Here is an 18,853-nt window from a genome sequence, read left to right as displayed (position 1 = left end):
CCCCCAATTTTTTCGTGGCGGCCCACCGGGGGGTTTTAAAACTTTTTTCCCCCGCCCACCGGGCGGGGTATTTTTTTTGCCCCCGCCGGGCGCGGGTTCCCATCGGGGGGGGGGGCGGGGGGCTACCCCACCCGGGCGGGGTGTGGGGGTTGCACCCCCACAAAACACCGAGTGAATCGGCAATGGCGAGCGCTCTCCGCGAGCACACGTCCCCACGATTCACTTGTATCGGTAGACGATCCGACCGCGGGACAGGTCGTACGGTGACAGCTCGACGACGACCCGGTCCTCCGGCAGGATGCGAATGTAGTGCTGACGCATCTTGCCGCTGATATGCGCGAGGACCTTGTGCCCGTTCTCGAGCTCGATCCGGAACATCGCATTGGGCAACGGCTCGACAACCCGCCCCTCGACCTCGATGGCCCCGTCTTTCTTCGCCATATCCTCCGCGATCCCGGTTACACTCAACCTGGTCTGATTACCTGGTACTGCCCGGTGCATCCGGCCGAAGCGCCGCGATGGCCACCCACGGTGGCTCGCACTGCACAACGCGGATGACCACAACCGATCGCACACGAACAGGCGGCGCTTTGATACACCGCCTGGTCAGCTTACCGGTAGGTCTGCAATCGGGCAAAAAGGGGTAAGTGCTGGTGGCGTCGCGCGGCGTACGCGGATGTCTCCCCGGCACCGGGTGGAATGGGACTTGTCGCGTAAACTGACCGCTGACCGAGGACGACCATTCCAGGAGGGGAACCGGTGAGCGGCAGCAACGACGGCCTCCCCATGCTGCCGCCATGGCTGGCCGATACCGAGGTCACCGGGGTCGGGCAGACGAACTTCCGGAACTACGAGCCACCACCGGTCGAGAACCTTCCGCAGGACGAGTTCATCCCGGAGACCCCGGAACCGGCCAACGGCTTCTTCAACCGGCGCGGACGCGGCGACGACCGCTCCGATTCCGAGGGCGACAAGAAGAAGGGCAAGGGCTGGTTCCGTAACAAGAACAAGTCCGAACCCTCGCTCGAGGAACGCGTCGGCGAGCTGCTGCCGAACAACAACGGGCCGCGGCCGTCGCAGCGCAACAACTGGGCCGAAGGTACCGCGCAGTGGTCTACGCAGCAGGTTCCGCAGCCCCCCGCCGATCCGCACGCCGCGGGCCGGCCTGCGCAGCCCGGTCCTTCCCCGGATGCGTTCCCACAGGCCGGTCCGAGCGCACCGCCGGCGCAACTGCCCCCGGTGGCACCGCAGAATATTCCCGGTCCGCCGGAACAGGCGCCGACGACGCAGGCCTCGGACGGACAGCCGGCATGGGGCGCCGGGCCGGCTCCCCGGTGGGCTCCCGATGGTCAGCAGCCGCCGAACGGCACGGGTCTCCCACCGGCACCGCCGCCTCAGCAACAGTTCACCGCGGCTCCGCCCACCGATACTCCGGCGCCACCGCAGGCACCCGGCCCGGACCGGCCGAGCACCTCGGCCGCCGATTCCGGATTCGGTGCCTCCGCGTCCGCCGCGCCGACGGCCTTCCAGGCCCCGGAATCGGAGCGGCCCGGCCTGCCGGTACGCAACCCGAGCCAACCGGCTCCCGAGTTCGACCGGCTACGGCCGCACCATCCGATCCCGCCCCACCCGGCGCCATCGGACGATTCCGCGAGCGCACCTGCCCCGAACCGGTCGGCGGATACGCCCACCACCGGCCCGGGTGATTTCCGGCCCCCGCCGCCACCGCTACCCGGCCCGCCTCCGACCGGCGACACACCGGTGGCGCAGCAACCACTGCGCCGGCTGCCCGACCTGCCGCCCCCACCGGACGAGGCATCGGCGCGGGCGGACACCCCCACCGAGTCCCCGGCTGATCCGTCGCGCGCTCCCGAAACGCGGCCGTCCGACTCGCCGGAGGACGGTCCGGCCGCTCACGGCAGCGGCGCACATCCCCTCGCCGACCGGCCCGATTCGGCCGACAGCGGAGCGGGCCGGCACGGCAGCGGCGCATATCCGATCGCGAATCAGCCCGACCCGGCTCACAGCGCGCCGGGGCCGCACGGCAGCGGCGCGCACCCGGTCGCGAACCAGCCCGACCCGGCCCACAGCGCACCGGGCCCGCACGGCAGCGGGGCGCACCCGGTCGCCGATCAGCCCGATTCGGCCGGGGCCGGTGGCGGTACCGCGCCGGAGTTCGACCCACGGTCCGGCGCCGCACCCGTGTCCGACAGTTCACCGGCCGAGGGGTTCACCCCGGCACCGGAGTCCACCCCCGCACCCACCCGGCCGACCAGCGCGGCCGATCACCCGATCGCGCAGACGCCCCCTGCGGACGTGGCGCCGCAGTGGCAGGCACCGGAGAGCGCACCCGTGTACCCGCCGCAGAACGCACCGGGACCCCAGTGGCAGGCGCCGGAACAATCCACGAACCGGCAATCGGGAACGCAACACGCCCTCCCGCAGCAACCCGGTCCGGCAAGGGATATGCCGGCACAGCAGAGCGGCCCGCCTACGGGCCATCCGGGCCCCGGCCCGCAGCCGCCCGCCCAGCAGTGGCAGAACCAGGCGCCGCCGGCGAATCCGGGACCGCCGCAACAGGCCGGCCCGGCTGCCTGGCAGCAGCAGAGTCCGCAGGCCGGCCAGTGGCAGAACCCGCAGAACCCGCCGCAGCAGTTCGGTCCCAATGGCCCCACCCTGGACAACGTTTCGGTGCGGCGCGCCAAGAAACCGGCCGGCAGCGGCTGGCGCAAGGTGGTGCACCACGCCTCCGGCGGAAAGATCAATCCGGGGATGTCCGCCGAGGAGCGGCGGATGCTGGAGCTGGTGGCGCGGATCCGCCAGCCCGTCCGTGGCGACTATCGCATCGCGGTGCTCTCGCTGAAGGGTGGTGTCGGTAAGACCACCACCACCATCGGCCTCGGCTCGACCTTCGCCTCCATCCGCGGCGACCGCGTTATCGCTGTGGATGCCAACCCCGACTTCGGCACGCTGTCGCAGCGGGTGCCGCTGCAGACCCGGTCCACCGTCCGCGATCTGCTGCTCGACCCGGCGATCCAGCGCTATTCGGATGTGCGCCGGCATACTTCACAGGCCACCAGCCGGCTCGAAGTACTGGCCAGCGAACGGGATCCGGCCGCCTCGGAGGCGTTCAACGAGGACGAGTACCGTGCGGTGGCCCGTATCCTGCAGCGGTTCTACAACATCATCCTCACCGACTGCGGTACCGGCCTGATGCATTCGGCGATGGCGGGCGTCCTGCAGCTGGCGCATTCGCTGGTGCTGATCTCCCCGACCGCGATCGACGGCGCGCAGAGTGCCTCGGCGACGCTGGACTGGCTGTCGTTGCACGGATATCACCATCTGGTGCAGAACGCCGTGGTGGTGATCAATTCACCGCGCGACGGCACCCCGAATATCGATGTCCAGCAGCTGCGGCAGTACTTCCTGTCCCGCTGCCGGGCCGTACATATGATCCCGTTCGACCCGCATATGTCCGAGGGCGCGGAGATCGATCTGCCCCGGTTGAAGAAGGAAACCAAGCGCGCGTACGTGGAACTGGCGGCTACGGTCGCCGACGATTTCGGCCGCAGCTACGGTCCACAGCACGCCGGCTGAGCGGGGCCCCGGATCCGGTAACCCACGCCCAGCACCTGTACGCCTTTGCGGAGCCCCGGCCAAGAGAGGGTGTCCGCGGCCGGAGCGGTCGCCGGTGTCGTAGGTCCTTCCCGGCCGGCACCGTCACTTCGCGGCTACCCGCCGCCCAGGATCCACCAAGAGGCCGACGCGCATCTCCGGTGTGACGTCGATATCGCAGGCGAGACGCCGAGCGTGGGCCGACCGGTGAGCGCGTGATGCATGCAGATGCACCACACCCGGTCGGCCGATCCGCTCAGCGCGTCCGGAAACCCGCCTATCGCGGGGCGCGATCTGCGTGCCGCGGCGGCGAGCTCACCACTCCGGCAACCGGCGCCGTCCGGCCAGGACGTCCCCCACCAGTGCGTCATAGGCGTCGGCCAGTTCGGCCAGATGATGCCAGGCGCCGTGCAGGAGTTCGTCGTCGGCGTCCAGGGTCATCAACGCGTGGTGTGCGCGGACAGCCGATTCCGCCAGCCGGTCGATGATCGCGCCGACGGTCTCGGTGTGCAGGGTGACCCCGAGCCGATGCTGCGGGACGTTGCGTCCCACCCAATCGTCGATCGCCAGCACCAGTTCCATCCGCCGCCGATCGATCTCGACCAGTCTGTCGGGGTCGGTGACGATCGAGCCGCCACGCCCCACCAGTCTGCGCTCGTGGAGGACGGCGAGATCGCGGGCGTACCAGAGCAGCTGCCCGCCGACCACCCGGTGCCCGCGCGCGGCGCGCACCAGTAGGTCGGAATTGGGCAGTGGACCGGCAGTCCCCTTCTGCGCCAAAGGTTCAGCGCCTCGCTGGGCGCTGGGAAGAGCCATTACGACTGTTGTATCCGAACCTGTCACGGTTGCCTCGCCGTTCATCGCCGCACAACACCGGGTCAGTACGTTGATTACAATAAACCGCGAAAGTCGACTGTCAAGCGATAACGGCCACCCCCGACACGAAAAGCGTACACTTCGTTACCTGGAGACCACCCGAGGAGCACGATGGCGGACGGTCCGACGTATCGACGGATCGCGGACCACCTCCGCGAGGAAATACGAGCAGGTAAGTGGGGGCCCGGGGACCGCCTGCCCAGTCACTCCGAACTTGCCGAGCAAATGCAGGTTTCACTGACCACGGCGCGTAACGCCATCCAGGTATTGGTCACCGAAAACCTTGTCTATACGGCTACCTCTCGCGGCACGATCGTCCGGAGCCGCGAAGTCCTGGAATCCGTGGTGACCGACCACATCCGGCCGAATCGGCCGCGCGCGTCGCACGATATTTTCGAAGAGATCGCCCGCGCCGCCGGGCGTGTCCCGACCAAGGAATTCAACGCCCGGATGGAGCCGGCGGATCAGCAGATCGCCGAACTGCTCGGTATTCCGGTGGATTCCTGGGTGCTGGCCCGTACGGTCGTGCAATTCCTGGACAACGAGCCGTGGTCGTGGGAGGTGAGCTTCTATCCACGAGATCTGGCCGAGGCCACCGGTATAGATTCACCGCACGATATCGCCGAGGGCACGACCCGGCGCCTGGCCGACCGCGGGTACGCCGAAACCGCACACCGCGATACGATCGTCGCCCGCCCGGCGAATGCCGAGGAGGCGGTGGTCCTCGGGGTCGCCATCGGGACCGTTCTGCTGGATCATGTGCGGATCGGCGCGAATCACGACCGGGTCACCCGGGTCACCCGGCATCGATCCATTGCTGCCAGTAACCGCTTGGCCTATGAACTCGGTGACGCCGCAGGTACCGGCGTTATTCGTGCCGTGCTGGAACAGACCGAACGGTCCGGGATATGGTTCTAGCCCATGACCGTGCAGATTCGGCCGGCCGCTCTCGATGATCTGAACCTGATCTGTCGCCTGCGGCTACAACGCGCCTCATGGCTCGCCGCCCGCGGCTCCGACCAGTGGTCCACCGAGGCCTCGGGACTATCGATCGACTATTTCGCGCAAGTCGTCGACCGGGCGTTGACGGGTGGGGAAACCTGGATCGCGGAGGTGGACGGGGAACCGGCCGGGACGATCACCGTCAACGATCGTGCCGACAAACAACTGTGGAGCGATACCGAACTCGCCGATTCGCTGATCGTGCACTATCTGATCGTGGACCTGCGCTTCGCGGGCCAGGGCGTCGGCCGGACGTTGCTCACCCATGCCGCCGCCCTCACCCGGGCCCGCGGCCGCCACTGGGTCCGGCTGGATGCCTGGACCACCAATTCCGGCCTGCACGCCTATTACCGGCGGGCCGGGTTCCACCTGGCCCGGATCGCCGGGCCGGACAGCCGAAGCCCTTCCTGTGCACTGTTCGAACGGCATATCGACAGCTGGCCGGCCGACGACACCCTGGTCGAGGCGCATTCGGCAAGCTTGCGGATGAGACCGCTGGCGCGATACCCGATCGTCCTGCCGGCTTTCGGCTGACCTCTGTCCCGGGGCGGCCGCCCCCCCCCCCGGGGCCCCCACAACGACACCGGAATATCCGACAAGCCGGATCAGAGCGGATCCAGGTGGGCGATATGCACCATTTCGATACCGCGACTCCGTGATACCAGCACGCCACGTCCGGGTGGCAGTTTGGTGGGCCGCACATCGCCGACCAGTTTGCCCTCGTCCTTGGAACCGCTCATGATCAGCGTTTCCACCGACATGTTCTTCATCGTGCCCAGAATCGGGTCGAACATCGCCCGCGACACCCCCCCGATACGCCGGGCGACGATGAGATGCATACCGATATCGCGGGCCTGCGGGAGGAATTCGACCAAGGGCTGGAACGGGTTCGCGCTGCCGGCGGCGACCATATCGTAATCGTCGACCACGATGTAGATTTCGGGCCCGGACCACCAGCTCCGGTCGCGCAGCTGCTGCGGTGTGATATCCGAGCCGGGAATACGTTTCGCCAGATAGCCCGCCACCTCTTTGATCATCGGACCACAGGTCTGCGAGGACGTCGAATAGCCCGCGAGCTGATCGCCTTCGATCACGCCGAGCATGGTGCGGCGATAGTCGATCATGATCACACGCGCCTGCTCGGTGGTCGAGTTCTCGGTGATTCCCATGACGATATTGCGCAGCAGCGTGGTCTTACCGCTTTCGACATCGGCGAACGCCATGAAATGCGGCTCGGCATTGAAATCCATGACCAGCGGCTGCAATTCGGACTCGCCGAGTCCCACCACGACCTTCGTGGCGCCGCACTCGATCCCTCGGGCGCGTGCCTGTTCGAGCAGCTCGGTGCGCTCGAATTTCAGCGGCAGCATCCGGACCTGCGGCGCCCGGCGGTTCGGGTACAGCTGCGCCAGTTCGGTCCGTGCTCGCGATACCCCTTCGGCGAGACTCGCCGGGTCCGAATCGGAGTCCAGCCTCGGCAGGGCGATCAACATATGCAGGTGGTCGGCGGTCAGGCCGCGGCCCGGCCGGCCCACCGGCACCTGGTGCGCGACGCGGCGGCCCATCTCCGAATCGGTGGGATCGCCCAGCCGTAGTTCGATCCGGGTACCGATCTGGTCCTTGACGACGGGCCGGATCTCGGCCCAGCGCGAGGCGCCGATCAGCAGGTGGATTCCGAACGAAAGCCCCTGCCCGGCAATCGCGTTGATCTGCGGTTCCAGCGTTTCGAATTCCTCGCGGATGGCGGCCCAGCCGTCGATCACGAGGAAGACGTCACCGAACGCGTCCTCGGGAAACGGATCGGCTATCCCCTGCTGCAGGGCGACGAATTTGCGGCGGCGGTACTCGGCCATCGATTCGATGCCCTGCTCGGCGAACCGTTCCTCGCGCTGACGCATGAGCGAGGTGAGTTCGGCGATGGTCCGGCGCACCCGGTCGCCGTCGAGCCGCCCGGCCACCGAACCGACGTGCGGGGTCCCGACCAGGCCAGCCATACTCCCGCCGCCGAAATCCAGGCAGTAGATCTGCACCTGTTCGGGGGTGTGGGTGGCGGCGGTGGCCATGATGATCGAGCGCAGGGTGGTCGACTTACCCGATTGCGGGCCGCCGACCACCGCCACATTGCCCTGCGCACCGGCCAGGTTGATGGTGAGCACATCGCGGCGTTGTTCGTAGGGTTTATCGATCACGCCGATCGGCATCCACAACTGGCCGTGCCGGTTCACCGGCGAACGCCAATCGGGATCGGGCAGCAGCATATCCACCGTGGGCGACTCCTCCAGCGGCGGCAACCAGACCTCGTGGGCCGGCCGGCCGTGGCCGGTGAGCCGTTTGACCACCACATCGAGGAGTGAATCGGGCACACCCTCGCCGTCCGGGGCCGCGGCGGCCGCTTGCGAGGGCGGCGGCGGCAGTTCGAGCAGCGGGTTGAACGGGGCCGCGTTCTCTTCCGGCCCGGTGTCCTCGGCGGCCGCTTCCGGGACCTCGACGGGCGCGGCGGTGAACAACCCGGGGCGCTGCCGGGCCACCGGACTGCCGTCCTCGGTGGCGGTACCTTGCGGCGCCTCGTAGGAGCCCGATACGTAGCTGGCGTTGAACCGCAGCGGGTCGGAGGCGTCGCTCTTCAGGTACCCGGAGCCGGGGACGCTGGGCAGATGGTAGGCGTCGGTGATACCGAGAACGGCACGGGATTCGTTGGCGGAGAACGTTCGGAGGCCGATCCGGTAGGACAGATGCGATTCCAGCCCGCGTAGTTTGTTCTCCTCGAGGCGCTGCGAAGCCAGCAGCAGATGCACGTGCAATGAGCGGCCGAGCCGGCCGATCATCACGAACAGTTCCGCGAAATCCGGTTTCTGCGAGAGGAGTTCGGAGAACTCGTCGACGACCACGAACAACGCCGGCAGCGGGTCGAGCGGGACACCCGCGGCGCGGGCCTTCTCGTAATCGTTGACATTGGCGTAGTTACCGGCCGAACGCAGCAGCTCCTGGCGCCGGTTCATCTCACCGGCCAGCGCGTCCTTCATCCGGTCCACCAGCGACAGTTCGTCTTCCAGGTTGGTGATCACCGCCGCGACATGGGGTAGCGGATCCAGGCCGAGGAAGGTCGCGCCGCCCTTGAAGTCGACCAGTACGAGGTTCAGCGCGTCCGGTGAATGCGTGGTAACCAGCGAAAGCACAAGGGTACGAAGGAATTCCGATTTGCCAGAACCGGTGGCACCGATACACAGGCCGTGCGGGCCCATACCGTTCTCGGCCGACTCCTTGATATCGATCTCCACCGGCGTCCCGTCGGGGGTGATCCCGATCGGCACCCGCAACCGTTCGCGGGCGGTGCGCGGCCGCCAGACCCGGGCCGGATCGATCTGGGCGGCATCGGAGATCTTCAGCAGCGCCATCAGGCCGGGGTCGGCGGTGGTGCCCTCGCCCAGGCTCACGATCTGCGCCGCCGTCGCCAGGCGATACCGTGCCAGCGCACGGGAAAACGCCGCAGCTTCGGCGGTACTCATCGAATCCGCGGTCGCGAACCGCTCGATGCCCGCGGCGCTCTTCGCCGACACCTCGCCGTGCGAACAGACCAGCTGCAGACCCCGCCGCACGGCCAGACCCCCTTCCGGGGCGGTGAGGTCGAGAACGGTCACCGAATCCAGGCCCGATTCGGCCACCAGCCGCTCGTTACCGCTGACATAGCCGTCGTCGATGACGACGACCAGATGCAGCCGGCCCTGGGTGGGTTGCGGGTTGCGCATGAACCGGCCGCGCTCGAGCAGCTCCGCCGAGAGTGCAGTCTCCAGTTCGCCGAGCGACTGGTACATCATCCGCACCGAACCCATTCCGTCGCGCTGGACGGGATGCTGCAGATGCGGCAACCATTTCGCCCACGACCAGACGGGTGCGTCGGGGTCGCTGCAGACGATGGCTACGGCCAGATGATCCGGGCCGTGGAAGGCGGTCAATTCCATGATCATCGACCGCACCAGCGTGCGTGCCTCCGCCGGATCGCCGCCGATGTTGATGGCGGGGAAGGCGCGTAGCGATACCGCGGTCGGCAGCCGGTGCACCACCGAATGTGTGCGCACGAAACGGCGCAGCGCCACGGTGGAGACGGGTTCCAGATCTTCGAGCGGGCCGGTTTCCGGGCGCGCCAGTTTGGTGGCCAGCCGGTGACTGCCCAGGCCGACGCGGACATGCCCGAAATCGGGGTCGTTGGGACGGCGCTCCCACATCCGGCGGGTGCCGACCAGCGACAGCAGATCGGCGGGTTCGGGATGACTCCAGCCGAGTGATTCGAGCTGTTTACCGCCGGTGCGGCGCACTTCCTTACGGATCTGGTCCAGGTAGCGGAAGTAATCCTTGCGTTCCTCGTTCAGCTCGACCGCACGTTTACCGCCGCCGCCCCTGAACCCGGCCATCATGCCCACCATCGACATGATCATCATCATCGGGAACATCATCATGAAGGGATTGGCCAGCATATTGCGGCCCATCATCGCCATCATGGCGATCATGCCGATCACCGCGATCACCATGACCACCGGCATGATCTTCATCATCAGCGGCGCCGGTATGGCGCGCGGAACCTCCGGGGGCGCCGTCAGTGCGACCTCACCGCCCGGCGCCCGCGGCGGGGCGATACGGGGTCGGCGTACAAAGCCTTCGGTAGCCATGATTCCTTCTCGATTCGGCAGCCGGCGGTCGATACCGACCCGTGGTTACGGGTCCGGTTCCAGGTCGAGTCCGCGTTGCGGGCGGCGGAACGGGTAGGCGATCGCCGCACCGATGGCCAGCCCCGACAGGCACACCACCGAACCGGCGATCGCGATCCAGCGCTGTCGCGGATCGGGTCCGGGCGGAGGAACCGGCGCGGCGATGGGCCGTGCGGCCGCCGCCCCCGCCCCAACCGGTTCGGGTGGCAACTCGGCGGTGAGCGCGGCCAGCGGATCGATCAGACCGTGCCCGATCTTGTCGTCGCGGCCGGTACCCGGACCGTGCGCGGTGCGGGTGATCCGGTCCATCACCTGCGCGGCGGTGAGTTCGGGAAACCGCGACCGCACCAGGGCCGCCAGTCCCGCCACATAGGGCGCGGCGAAACTCGTGCCCTCCACCGACCGGATCCCCTCGCTCGTCTGCACGCCGTCGACCAGGCCGGTGCCGCCCGGTTTGCTGTCCAGCGAGACGATATTGCGGCCGATCGCGGCCACCTGCACCCACGGTCCGTTCAACGAAAGCTCGGAAACCTGTCCGTTCGGATCCACCGAACCGACGGCGAGCACATAGGGCGAGAACCAGGCCGGACTGGCCACCGTGGCCACCGATTCCCAGCCGGAGCCGGAGTTCTGGTTCTGGCAGGCACCGTCGCTCTGCAGGTTCCCGGCCGCGGCGACGACCACCACATTGCGGTCGTAGGCGTATTTCACCGCGGCGCCGAGCGCACCGTCGGCGGTGTCCAGACCGGCCTGGGTGCAGGCCACCTCGGAAATATTGATCACCGTGGCACCCATGTCCACGGCGCGGACCACGGCACCGGCGAGCGTGAGCACGGTGCCGTAACCGGCGGTGCTGATCTTGCCGGGAGCGTCGCGGTTGTTGTTGTCCTTCTTCTCGTACGCCAGGCTCAGCTGGCGGATACTCAGGATCTCCGCGTCGGGAGCGACGCCGGCGAAGGCGTCGTGGGGGCTGGGCTGGGCGGCGATGATCCCGGCAACCAGCGTGCCGTGCCCATCGCAGTCGACCGTGCCGTCGGAATCGGAGACGTAATCACCTCCGGGTTGCAACCGTGGCAACCGCGGATGCCGGTTCACCCCGGTATCGATCACCGCGACTTTCTGGCCGGCGCCGCGGCTGAACTGCCAGGCCGCCGGAAGGTTCAGCACCTGCTGCGATACCGGGGGCGCACTGGGCGGTGCACCGGTGAGCACCGGTTCGGCACAGACCGCGCTCTGTTCGGTGGGTTCCAGCGGGGCGGGCCGGCCGCTGATCGCCTGCGCGGCCGCCAGCGCACCCGGGTCGACGGCCGGGGGCGGTACGGCCGCCGCGACCGAGCCGGGCAACGCCACCGCACCGAATACGGTGAGGGCACACGCCGTTCGCAGCAGCCGTCGCGGTGGTCGAACGCTCATAGGCTCAGGTTCCGGGCCATACCGTAGATACCCATCATCCACAGCACCAGTGGGATCACCGCCATGATCAGCGCGTACTCGAAGAGCTCGATCATGCGGCGAACCACCGGGGTGACCTCGATATGCGGCCCGATCACCCCGAACCCGACCACGCCGAGCGTGAAGGCGAGCAGGATACCGGCGCAGAGCAGAATGAGATCGCTGTCGCCGAACGACAATCCGGCGATCAACGCCACGAAGGTCGTACATGCGCCACCGACCAGCACGGCGGCCTGGGCGATATCGGCGAACGACCGGCCGCGCAACGCCAGGATGATCGCGGTGATGACGGCCAGGGTGATGCCTTGCCAGCGGTAGGGTCCCAGCGGGTCGGCAACCGCGAACGCGCCGATCACCGCGGTGGCGGTACAGGTGGTGACGAGACCGGTCTGGAACTGGTTGGCCCGCCGGGCCCGCTCCCCCAGCCCGGCCGCGGACGGCAACGCGGTGGCACCGATCGCGCCGATACCTTCGATGGTCGGCCGCGGTTCGTGATCGGCCGGATCGATCGCCGCGCCCGCCGTCGGGACCGGCGGGACAGGCAGTCTGGCCAGCAGCGCCGCCAGCCGCGGCACCATGGACAGGATCATGATGCCGGCGACCAGCAGTCCGGCGCCCACCTTCGGCAGGCCCGGATGCCAGATGAGATAGATCACGGCGGTGACCAGACCGATCACCGCGGCGGCGGCCGCACAGGAGAAGAGAGTGGCCCCGACCCCGGTCAGCCGGTACCCCAGGACCGCGGCCACCAGCAGGACCGAACAACCCAACAGTAGGTGGGGGCCGCCGAGAGTGCCAGGAACAAGCAGCCCGGCGCCGCCGAACAACAGCAGCAGACCGTCGGCCGACAACCACGTACCGGTGATCTCGTCGCCGTATCTGCGGGCGGTGATCCCCGCCGCCACCAGCGCGCCCAGGCCGGCACCGAGCAGTACCAGCCCAGGCGCCAGCGGATCACCGGCGCCACGGGACAGAACCAGCACGGCCAGGGTGGTGAGCACGGCGAACAGCGAGACGACCAGACCCATCCAGCGCGCGGCCGCACCCGACCATCCGGTGAATTCCTCGGCGGTGAGCCGGGACACCGCATCGATCACATCGTCGAACAGCGCGGGTGCTTCCTTCGCACCGACCTTGCGCAACACCAGGAGTTCACCGTCGTAGACCTCGGCCTCGGTGAGTGTGCGGCTCGGTGCGATCGCCTCGCGTCCCAGCCGGGCCAAGGTCCAGTGCTGGGCGTCGAGCGGACCCGTATCGTCCTCGGAATCCGGCGGGCTCGGGTTACGCGATTCGATCAGTGCCACCAGATCCGCGATGAAGCTCGCGATCGGCACCGTCGCGGGCAGCCCCACATCGACCTGAGTGTTGCCCCCGATCACCGAAACCCGGCTCAGCTCCGGTTCTTGCGCGCGGGTGGCGCTCGGCGTTTCGACCACTGTACTCATCTCCCCACCCACGTTCCGATCAACAATTCACGCCTCGGCGGTCGACAATTCATTTTACCGCCATCCGCATTTCGTTCTCCGGTGCTGCCGCGATGCGGAACAGGGTCTGTATCAGTAACTTCCGCAATTGTCGAGCACTCCCAGCTGGATGGCCTGGCGTTGCGTCCTCCCGGCAACTGAACCCAATGTATCGGAGCACCGAGGCGCGCGCGATCGGTAGTCTGGTATCCAGATAATCGTTCTCTTAACGCCTATACAAGAATTCGGGGAGCGCCTGCAATGACCGGCAACCGCCAAGCACAACGCGCATTCGACGCCGGGGTTCTGTCGCTCGGATTGTCCATCGAGGGGCAGGAGTCCGCCCGCGACCTCGAGTACGCCAAGCTGGCCTTCCAGCGCGCCACCGAATGGGATCCCGGTATGTGCGATGCCTGGCTGGGCCGGGCGGCCGCCGGTGAGCTCACCAAGGAAGTGCTGTTCAACCTGCAGAAGACCTGTGACAGCACGCTGTATCGGGAACAACGCCGGGTGGGCCTGCGGCCGCGTGAACTGGCCGGCCGCTTCCAGCCCGGCCTCTATATCGACTACCCGCTGTCGAGCCGCATCGAAATCTCCCTCGCGTGGGCCGCGCAGCTCATGGCGGACAAGGACTTCGACGAGGCCGAACGCGTCCTGGACCAGCTGGACGAATACCGCAAGGGCCAGCTCGGCGAAGCCGAACGCGAAGCCGACAACCGGATCGCCGCGTATGTGCGTGCGGTGCTGCACTACACCACCCAGCGCTGGCCGGATGTGATGACCGTTCTCGCCGGCTCGGCGGAATGGGACGACCCGTACCTGGCCGCGGGCGCGCATGTGATGGTCGGAACGGCCTGTGCCCAATTGGGTTTGTTCGCCGAATCGATCCGCCGGATGCAGGCCGCCGAACAGGGCCCCATCCCGGCCGCCCGATCCACCGCCATGTTCTGCCGCGGCCTGTGCCTGCGCGAAACCGGTAACGAGGACGAGGCCCAGGCCCTGTTCGAGAAGGTGTACTCGCAGGCACCGGATTTCGAGGCCAACGCATCGGCCATGCGCGACCGCACCTTCCGGATCACCGTCACCAGCCGCGATGTCATCGCCGCCCGCACCGATAAATGGGACCCGGCCTCCTCCCCCACGATGGAGCAGATGAACCGGGCCGAAGTGCAGGACCGGGCCAAGGAGACGCTGGCCGAAGCACGGGCGGAATTGGATTCGCAGATCGGGCTCGCGTCGGTGAAAACCCAGGTAGCCAAACTGCAGTCGACCGCGCAGCTCGCCAAGATCCGCGCCGAGAAAGGTATGGCCAGCGTGCCTCGCGGCCAGCACCTCGCCTTCACCGGGCCGCCCGGGACCGGTAAAACCACCATCGCCCGGGTGGTGGCCAAGATCTACTGCGGTCTCGGTCTGCTGCAGACGGAGAAAATGGTCGAGGCCAAGCGTGCGGATTTCGTCGGCGAACATCTGGGCAGCACAGCGATCAAGACCAATAAGCTGATCGACAGCGCGATGGACGGGGTCCTGTTCATCGACGAGGCCTACACCCTCATCCAGACGGGCCTGTCCGGCGGTGACGCGTTCGGTCGCGAAGCGGTGGACACGCTGCTCGCGCGGATGGAAAACGATCGCGATCGCCTGATCGTCATCATCGCCGGCTACGACGGCGAGATCGACCGATTGCTCGCGGCCAACGACGGTCTGGCCTCCCGTTTCGCCAAACGCCTGCAGTTCCCCTCCTACAGTGCGACCGAACTCGGCCGGATCGGCGAGGTCATCGCGACGAAACGCGATTCGGATCTCTCCGAGGAAGCACTGAAGGTACTCATCCAGGCCTGCGACCGGCTGTACGCGATGGAAAGCACCGATCAGAGCGGGCAGCCGCGCCGCGGGGTGGACCTCGCGGGTAACGGCCGGTTCATCCGCAATGTCATCGAGGCGGCCGAGGAAGAGCGCGAGTTCCGGCTGGCCAACGACGAAAACCTGGACCTCACCGATATCGACGAGGCAGTGCTGCGGCGTATCGAGGAACCCGATATGCGGCTCGCGCTGGACACGATCCTGGACTCGCTGGGTATCGGCGGAACCGTCCCCGATTGATGCGTTACCGCCGGGGCTTGCCGTGCCGGCACAGCTGGACGCGTGCCGATCGCTGCTCGCGGTCAGCCCTCCGTCAGTGAATCGTGGCTGACCAGTGCCTCGCGGGGATCCAGGGTGGGCCCGGGGACGAGTTGGCCGATGATCGCCCACGGCGCCAGGTGCGGGGTATCGCCGAGGCCGAGGACGTTCCCGGTGGCGGGATCCGGTACTCCGTAGCGAATTCCGTTGTCGGCGATGTAGAACAGGCTCCCGCGCCGCGGGCTACCCGGTTCCATACCGGTGATCTGGACATATTCGCCGTGTGTGGGTTCGACGTAGACCCTGTCCACGCGATCGCCGCTACCGTCCGCGGTGGCCAGCCGGACCGGTTCGGCCGAATCCGGAATCGGCAATTCGGTGCCGATCAGCAGCCCTACCGCGGCCCGTTCCTCCGGGCCGTCCCCGGCGCCTTCTTCCGCGGGCGCCGTTCCCGGCGATTTCGACCAGGCGATACAGGTCACCGGCCCGTCCTCGGCCGCGACGATCTCCGGGACCGCGTCCGGGAAATCGGCCACAGGCAGCCGCTGCACGACCGGGATCTCGTCGAGGACATCGGGGGGCAGCACCGGAACCTCACTCATCCCCTGCGAATCGGCGTAACGGATCACCTCGGCGGTGAACGGCGAGACGGGCTGCACCCCATCGGCGAGCACGACATACATCTCCGGGCGGGCGTCACCGCCGACACTCGCGACGGAAACGATACCGCCGACCGGCACATCGGCCAGCCGTCCCGGCCCCGGTTCACCGGCGCGGTCGATGACCGGCGCCTTCAGGGGGGCGACCTGCGTGGTGGCGCCGAGGAATCCGGTACCGACCGGTCGCGGCCGGTGGGACGGCAGGTCGAGAGCGCGGGCGACCACCGAATCGTCCGGATCGATTTCGGCGCGTTTTCCGTCGTAGATCAGGTAGGTCTTGTCGTCACGAGTCACCAGCAAGGCTTCGGCCGGGGTGGCAGCGCGGATCCGGTCGGTGAGGTTCGGGGCGCCCCCGACCACAGTGGTGGTCGCGCCGGCCGCCGAGGCCGCGCTACCGCCCGCGGACAATTCGATGCTCTCGCACAGTGACCAGTGCGAATCGCCGCCCTGTGCCGAACCCGGCAGCGCGGCCGGGGCGCCGGGGATCCCGAGCATCGGGCCGCGCGGGAGCTCACCCAATTTATCGTCCTTGACCGCATGCGGTTCGGCGTTGCTCCCGGTGATCAACCGCGCCGAAGCCAGGTTCAGCGCCGGGTGCAGGGTCCGGCTGCCGTCCTCCTTCTCGACCACCACATACAGCGCCCCACTGGACTTACCGGAGACGATCAACGCATCACCGATCGCGCCCTGCGGACGCAGAAAGGCCAGGATGGCCGCGCCGGCGGTGACGAGGATGCCGAGCACCAGACCGACCAGCAGCGACCGGATCTGGGAGCGCATGGGATCGTGCAGCATCCGCACATCGCGGCGGACCAGGGCGTGGTCGAGCCGGCGTAGCAGGAAACGGTACCCGTTCACCTGGGCACGGGTAGTCAGCTGTGCTGGCACTCGGGACTCCATCGCGCTGTCGACCGCAATCTCTTTCGACACGGTACCGTAATTCGAGACGGTTACGTCGGCCCATATCGGTGGAATCGCCGCTGGCGCACCGGTAAGCGAATGCAGCCGAGGCAGGAACGAACAACTGTGAACGAGACGATGAACACCGGGGAACTCTGCTCCGAAATTCCGGAACCGATGGTTTCTCCGGATTCGGTGAATACTCGCCGGTCGGCTTATGACACTTTACGGGACCCCGAATTCTGGTTGTTCCGCATATTTCCACTTCGAATTGTTGTTCCCGGCATTCTTGTTGCGGCGGCGATCGCCTGGATCGTGCTGGCCATCGGCAACTCGGTCTGGTATTCGCTCGGTGCCGGGATCGTCAGCGGCCTCATCGGTCTGGCTCCGCTCGGCGGCCGGACGCTGGTCGCCCGGATCGGCGGGATGCTCGGACGGCGTGGGCGTATTCCGGCCGAGCGGCTGGAACAGGCCGCGGCCTTCGACGTGCCACTACCCGAGGGCGGCGGTTACGGCGTGCGCTGGGACGGCGATCTACTGCTGACCATGCTGCGGATCGATCCCCCACCGGACACACTGACCCTGCTGCGGCCGGGTTCGCTCAATACCGAACAGCTGCTACCACTTCCCGAAATCGCCCGCTGCCTCGACCAATTCGATCTGACCCTGGCCGGTATCGATGTGGTGAGCACCGGCGCGCGGACCGCGGGCACCGGTATCGCCGCACACCTCTACGACCGGATACTCGGACCACTGCCGGCCATCGCCCACCGCACGTGCTGGCTGGTGCTGCGGCTGGATCCCCTGGCCAACGCCGAGGCCGTCGACAACCGCGGGGGCGGCGGTGCCGGTGCGCTGCGGGCGGCCATCATCGCGACCCGGCGGGTGGCGAACCGGCTGGCCGCCCACGATATCGCCGCCTCCGTGCTCACCGCGACCGAGATGAACACCGCCGTCCGCGAACTCACCCACGGGTTCGCGGTGGACCAGCTCACCGAATCACCGAAATGGCTGGAATCCAGGGGCCGGCATCTGGCGCAGTACCAGATCGGCGCCGATATGGTGGGGCCGCGCGGGCTGGCCGATATCTGGGCGGTGCCCAGCCTGTCGACCACCGTAACGCTGCGGCTGCGGCCCGGTATCAACCGTAACGATCCGCATACCGAATTGGCCGATACCGTGGTCCTCAATGCCGTGGTCCGCTTCGATACGGTCGAACCGCCCGAGAAACCCCCGCTGGAGGGGCTGCGCGAACTCTACGGAAACCAGCTGCGCATCCTGCTCGATACGCTGCCGGTCGGCTTCACCGGGCGCTGGGGGCGCGACGTGGCCTACCGCGGCACTCTTGCGGCGCTGACCGAATTCACCGTGCCCACCGCGGGTTGCGGGCAGCTGATCGGCGCCGACGACTGGGGGCAGGGCATCGCCGTACCGCTCGTCGGCGAGGGCACTCGCCAGCTGGAGGTGATCGGCACCCTGGACCTGGCCCAGCAGGTGATCCTGCGCGCCACTGGTCTCGGCGCACACGCCATCGTGCACACCGCCCGGCCGGAGGCATGGCAGACGATGGTCCGCAACCTCGATACCCCGCAGATACTCACCATCGCACCCCGCGCCGCCGGTGCCAGTTATCACCCGCCGGGCCCGCCCCCGTTGCCCACGGCGCCCTACCCGAGTACCACGGTGCTGGTATTCGACGGGGTCCCGCCGGTATCCCACGCCGGGGGCGCCACCATCGTGCACGTACGGCAACCGCACGAACCGCGGGGCACGGTCGACGCGGATGTTTCGCTGATCCAGGATCCCGCCACCCCCAACCGCATCACGGTGCGCACGCCGGCGGTGACGACGACGGTGAACATGGTGACGACCCGGGAGGAAATGCACTACATCGGCGAATCACTCGCCGCGCGCTGACCCACACGCCGATACGGCAGCGGGGGGGGGGGGTGGGAGACGCGGGAAACCCCCCGGGGGGGGGGGGGGGCGGCACCGGGGGTGGGGGGGGGCCCCGGGGGGGGGGCCCGGCCCCCCGGTGTTTTATGGGTGGCGCGGCCCCCGGGGC

Annotated in this window: 11 protein-coding genes; 5 read left to right on the top strand and 6 right to left on the bottom strand. The window is 67.9% G+C overall.

What is annotated here, in order from left to right; all coding sequences use genetic code 11:
- Positions 1-219 precede the first annotated feature (219 nt).
- On the bottom strand, positions 220-441 hold the full coding sequence (gene infA / locus QH196_RS01740) for a translation initiation factor IF-1 (RefSeq protein WP_003418601.1): 222 nt from the start codon (positions 439-441) through the stop codon (positions 220-222).
- Positions 442-759: 318 nt separating this feature from the next.
- On the opposite strand from infA, the gene QH196_RS32320 reads away from it, so the two are divergent.
- Complete coding sequence (locus tag QH196_RS32320; RefSeq protein ID WP_348538038.1) at positions 760-3,597, top strand: MinD/ParA family ATP-binding protein; 2,838 nt, start codon at positions 760-762, stop codon at positions 3,595-3,597.
- A gap of 333 nt (positions 3,598-3,930) precedes the next feature.
- On the opposite strand, the gene QH196_RS01730 is transcribed toward QH196_RS32320, so the two are convergent.
- Positions 3,931-4,431 carry a DUF4254 domain-containing protein gene (locus tag QH196_RS01730; protein ID WP_280413977.1) on the bottom strand — a complete coding sequence of 167 codons (501 nt, stop codon included), beginning with the start codon at positions 4,429-4,431 and terminating at the stop codon, positions 3,931-3,933.
- A gap of 171 nt (positions 4,432-4,602) precedes the next feature.
- Between QH196_RS01730 and QH196_RS01725 the strand changes: the two genes are divergently transcribed.
- Complete coding sequence (locus tag QH196_RS01725; RefSeq protein WP_280413976.1) at positions 4,603-5,409, top strand: GntR family transcriptional regulator; 807 nt, start codon at positions 4,603-4,605, stop codon at positions 5,407-5,409.
- Between the two features lie 3 nt (positions 5,410-5,412).
- The gene (locus QH196_RS01720; protein WP_280413975.1) at positions 5,413-6,027 is read left to right on the top strand and encodes a GNAT family N-acetyltransferase; all 615 of its coding nucleotides are present in this window, start codon (positions 5,413-5,415) and stop codon (positions 6,025-6,027) included.
- A 71-nt stretch (positions 6,028-6,098) separates the two neighbouring features.
- On the opposite strand, the gene eccCa is transcribed toward QH196_RS01720, so the two are convergent.
- The 3 genes from eccCa to eccD are packed head-to-tail and all read right to left on the bottom strand — an operon-like array spanning position 6,099 to position 13,093.
- On the bottom strand, positions 6,099-10,157 hold the full coding sequence (gene eccCa, locus QH196_RS01715) for a type VII secretion protein EccCa (RefSeq protein ID WP_280413974.1): 4,059 nt from the start codon (positions 10,155-10,157) through the stop codon (positions 6,099-6,101).
- 45 nt (positions 10,158-10,202) lie between these two features.
- Entirely contained in the window at positions 10,203-11,609 is a 1,407-nt protein-coding gene (gene mycP / locus QH196_RS01710) for a type VII secretion-associated serine protease mycosin (RefSeq protein WP_280413973.1), read from the bottom strand.
- A complete protein-coding gene (eccD, locus tag QH196_RS01705) occupies positions 11,606-13,093 on the bottom strand; it encodes a type VII secretion integral membrane protein EccD (RefSeq protein WP_280413972.1) in 1,488 nt (495 codons plus the stop codon). Before eccD ends, mycP begins: the two co-directional genes overlap by 4 nt.
- A gap of 279 nt (positions 13,094-13,372) precedes the next feature.
- Here eccD and eccA point away from each other — a divergent pair, with 279 nt between their 5' ends.
- A complete protein-coding gene (gene eccA, locus QH196_RS01700) occupies positions 13,373-15,211 on the top strand; it encodes a type VII secretion AAA-ATPase EccA (RefSeq protein WP_280413971.1) in 1,839 nt (612 codons plus the stop codon).
- Between the two features lie 62 nt (positions 15,212-15,273).
- Here eccA and eccB read toward each other — a convergent pair whose 3' ends face one another.
- Entirely contained in the window at positions 15,274-16,776 is a 1,503-nt protein-coding gene (gene eccB, locus QH196_RS01695) for a type VII secretion protein EccB (RefSeq protein ID WP_280413970.1), read from the bottom strand.
- Positions 16,777-16,914: 138 nt separating this feature from the next.
- Here eccB and eccE point away from each other — a divergent pair, with 138 nt between their 5' ends.
- Positions 16,915-18,705 carry a type VII secretion protein EccE gene (gene eccE / locus QH196_RS01690; protein ID WP_280413969.1) on the top strand — a complete coding sequence of 597 codons (1,791 nt, stop codon included), beginning with the start codon at positions 16,915-16,917 and terminating at the stop codon, positions 18,703-18,705.
- The last annotated feature ends 148 nt before the right edge of the window (positions 18,706-18,853 follow it).

Source organism: Nocardia carnea (genome assembly GCF_029868325.1).
GTDB classification, from domain to species: Bacteria; Actinomycetota; Actinomycetes; order Mycobacteriales; family Mycobacteriaceae; genus Nocardia; species Nocardia carnea_C.
This window is presented reverse-complemented; position numbering and strand designations above follow the sequence as displayed.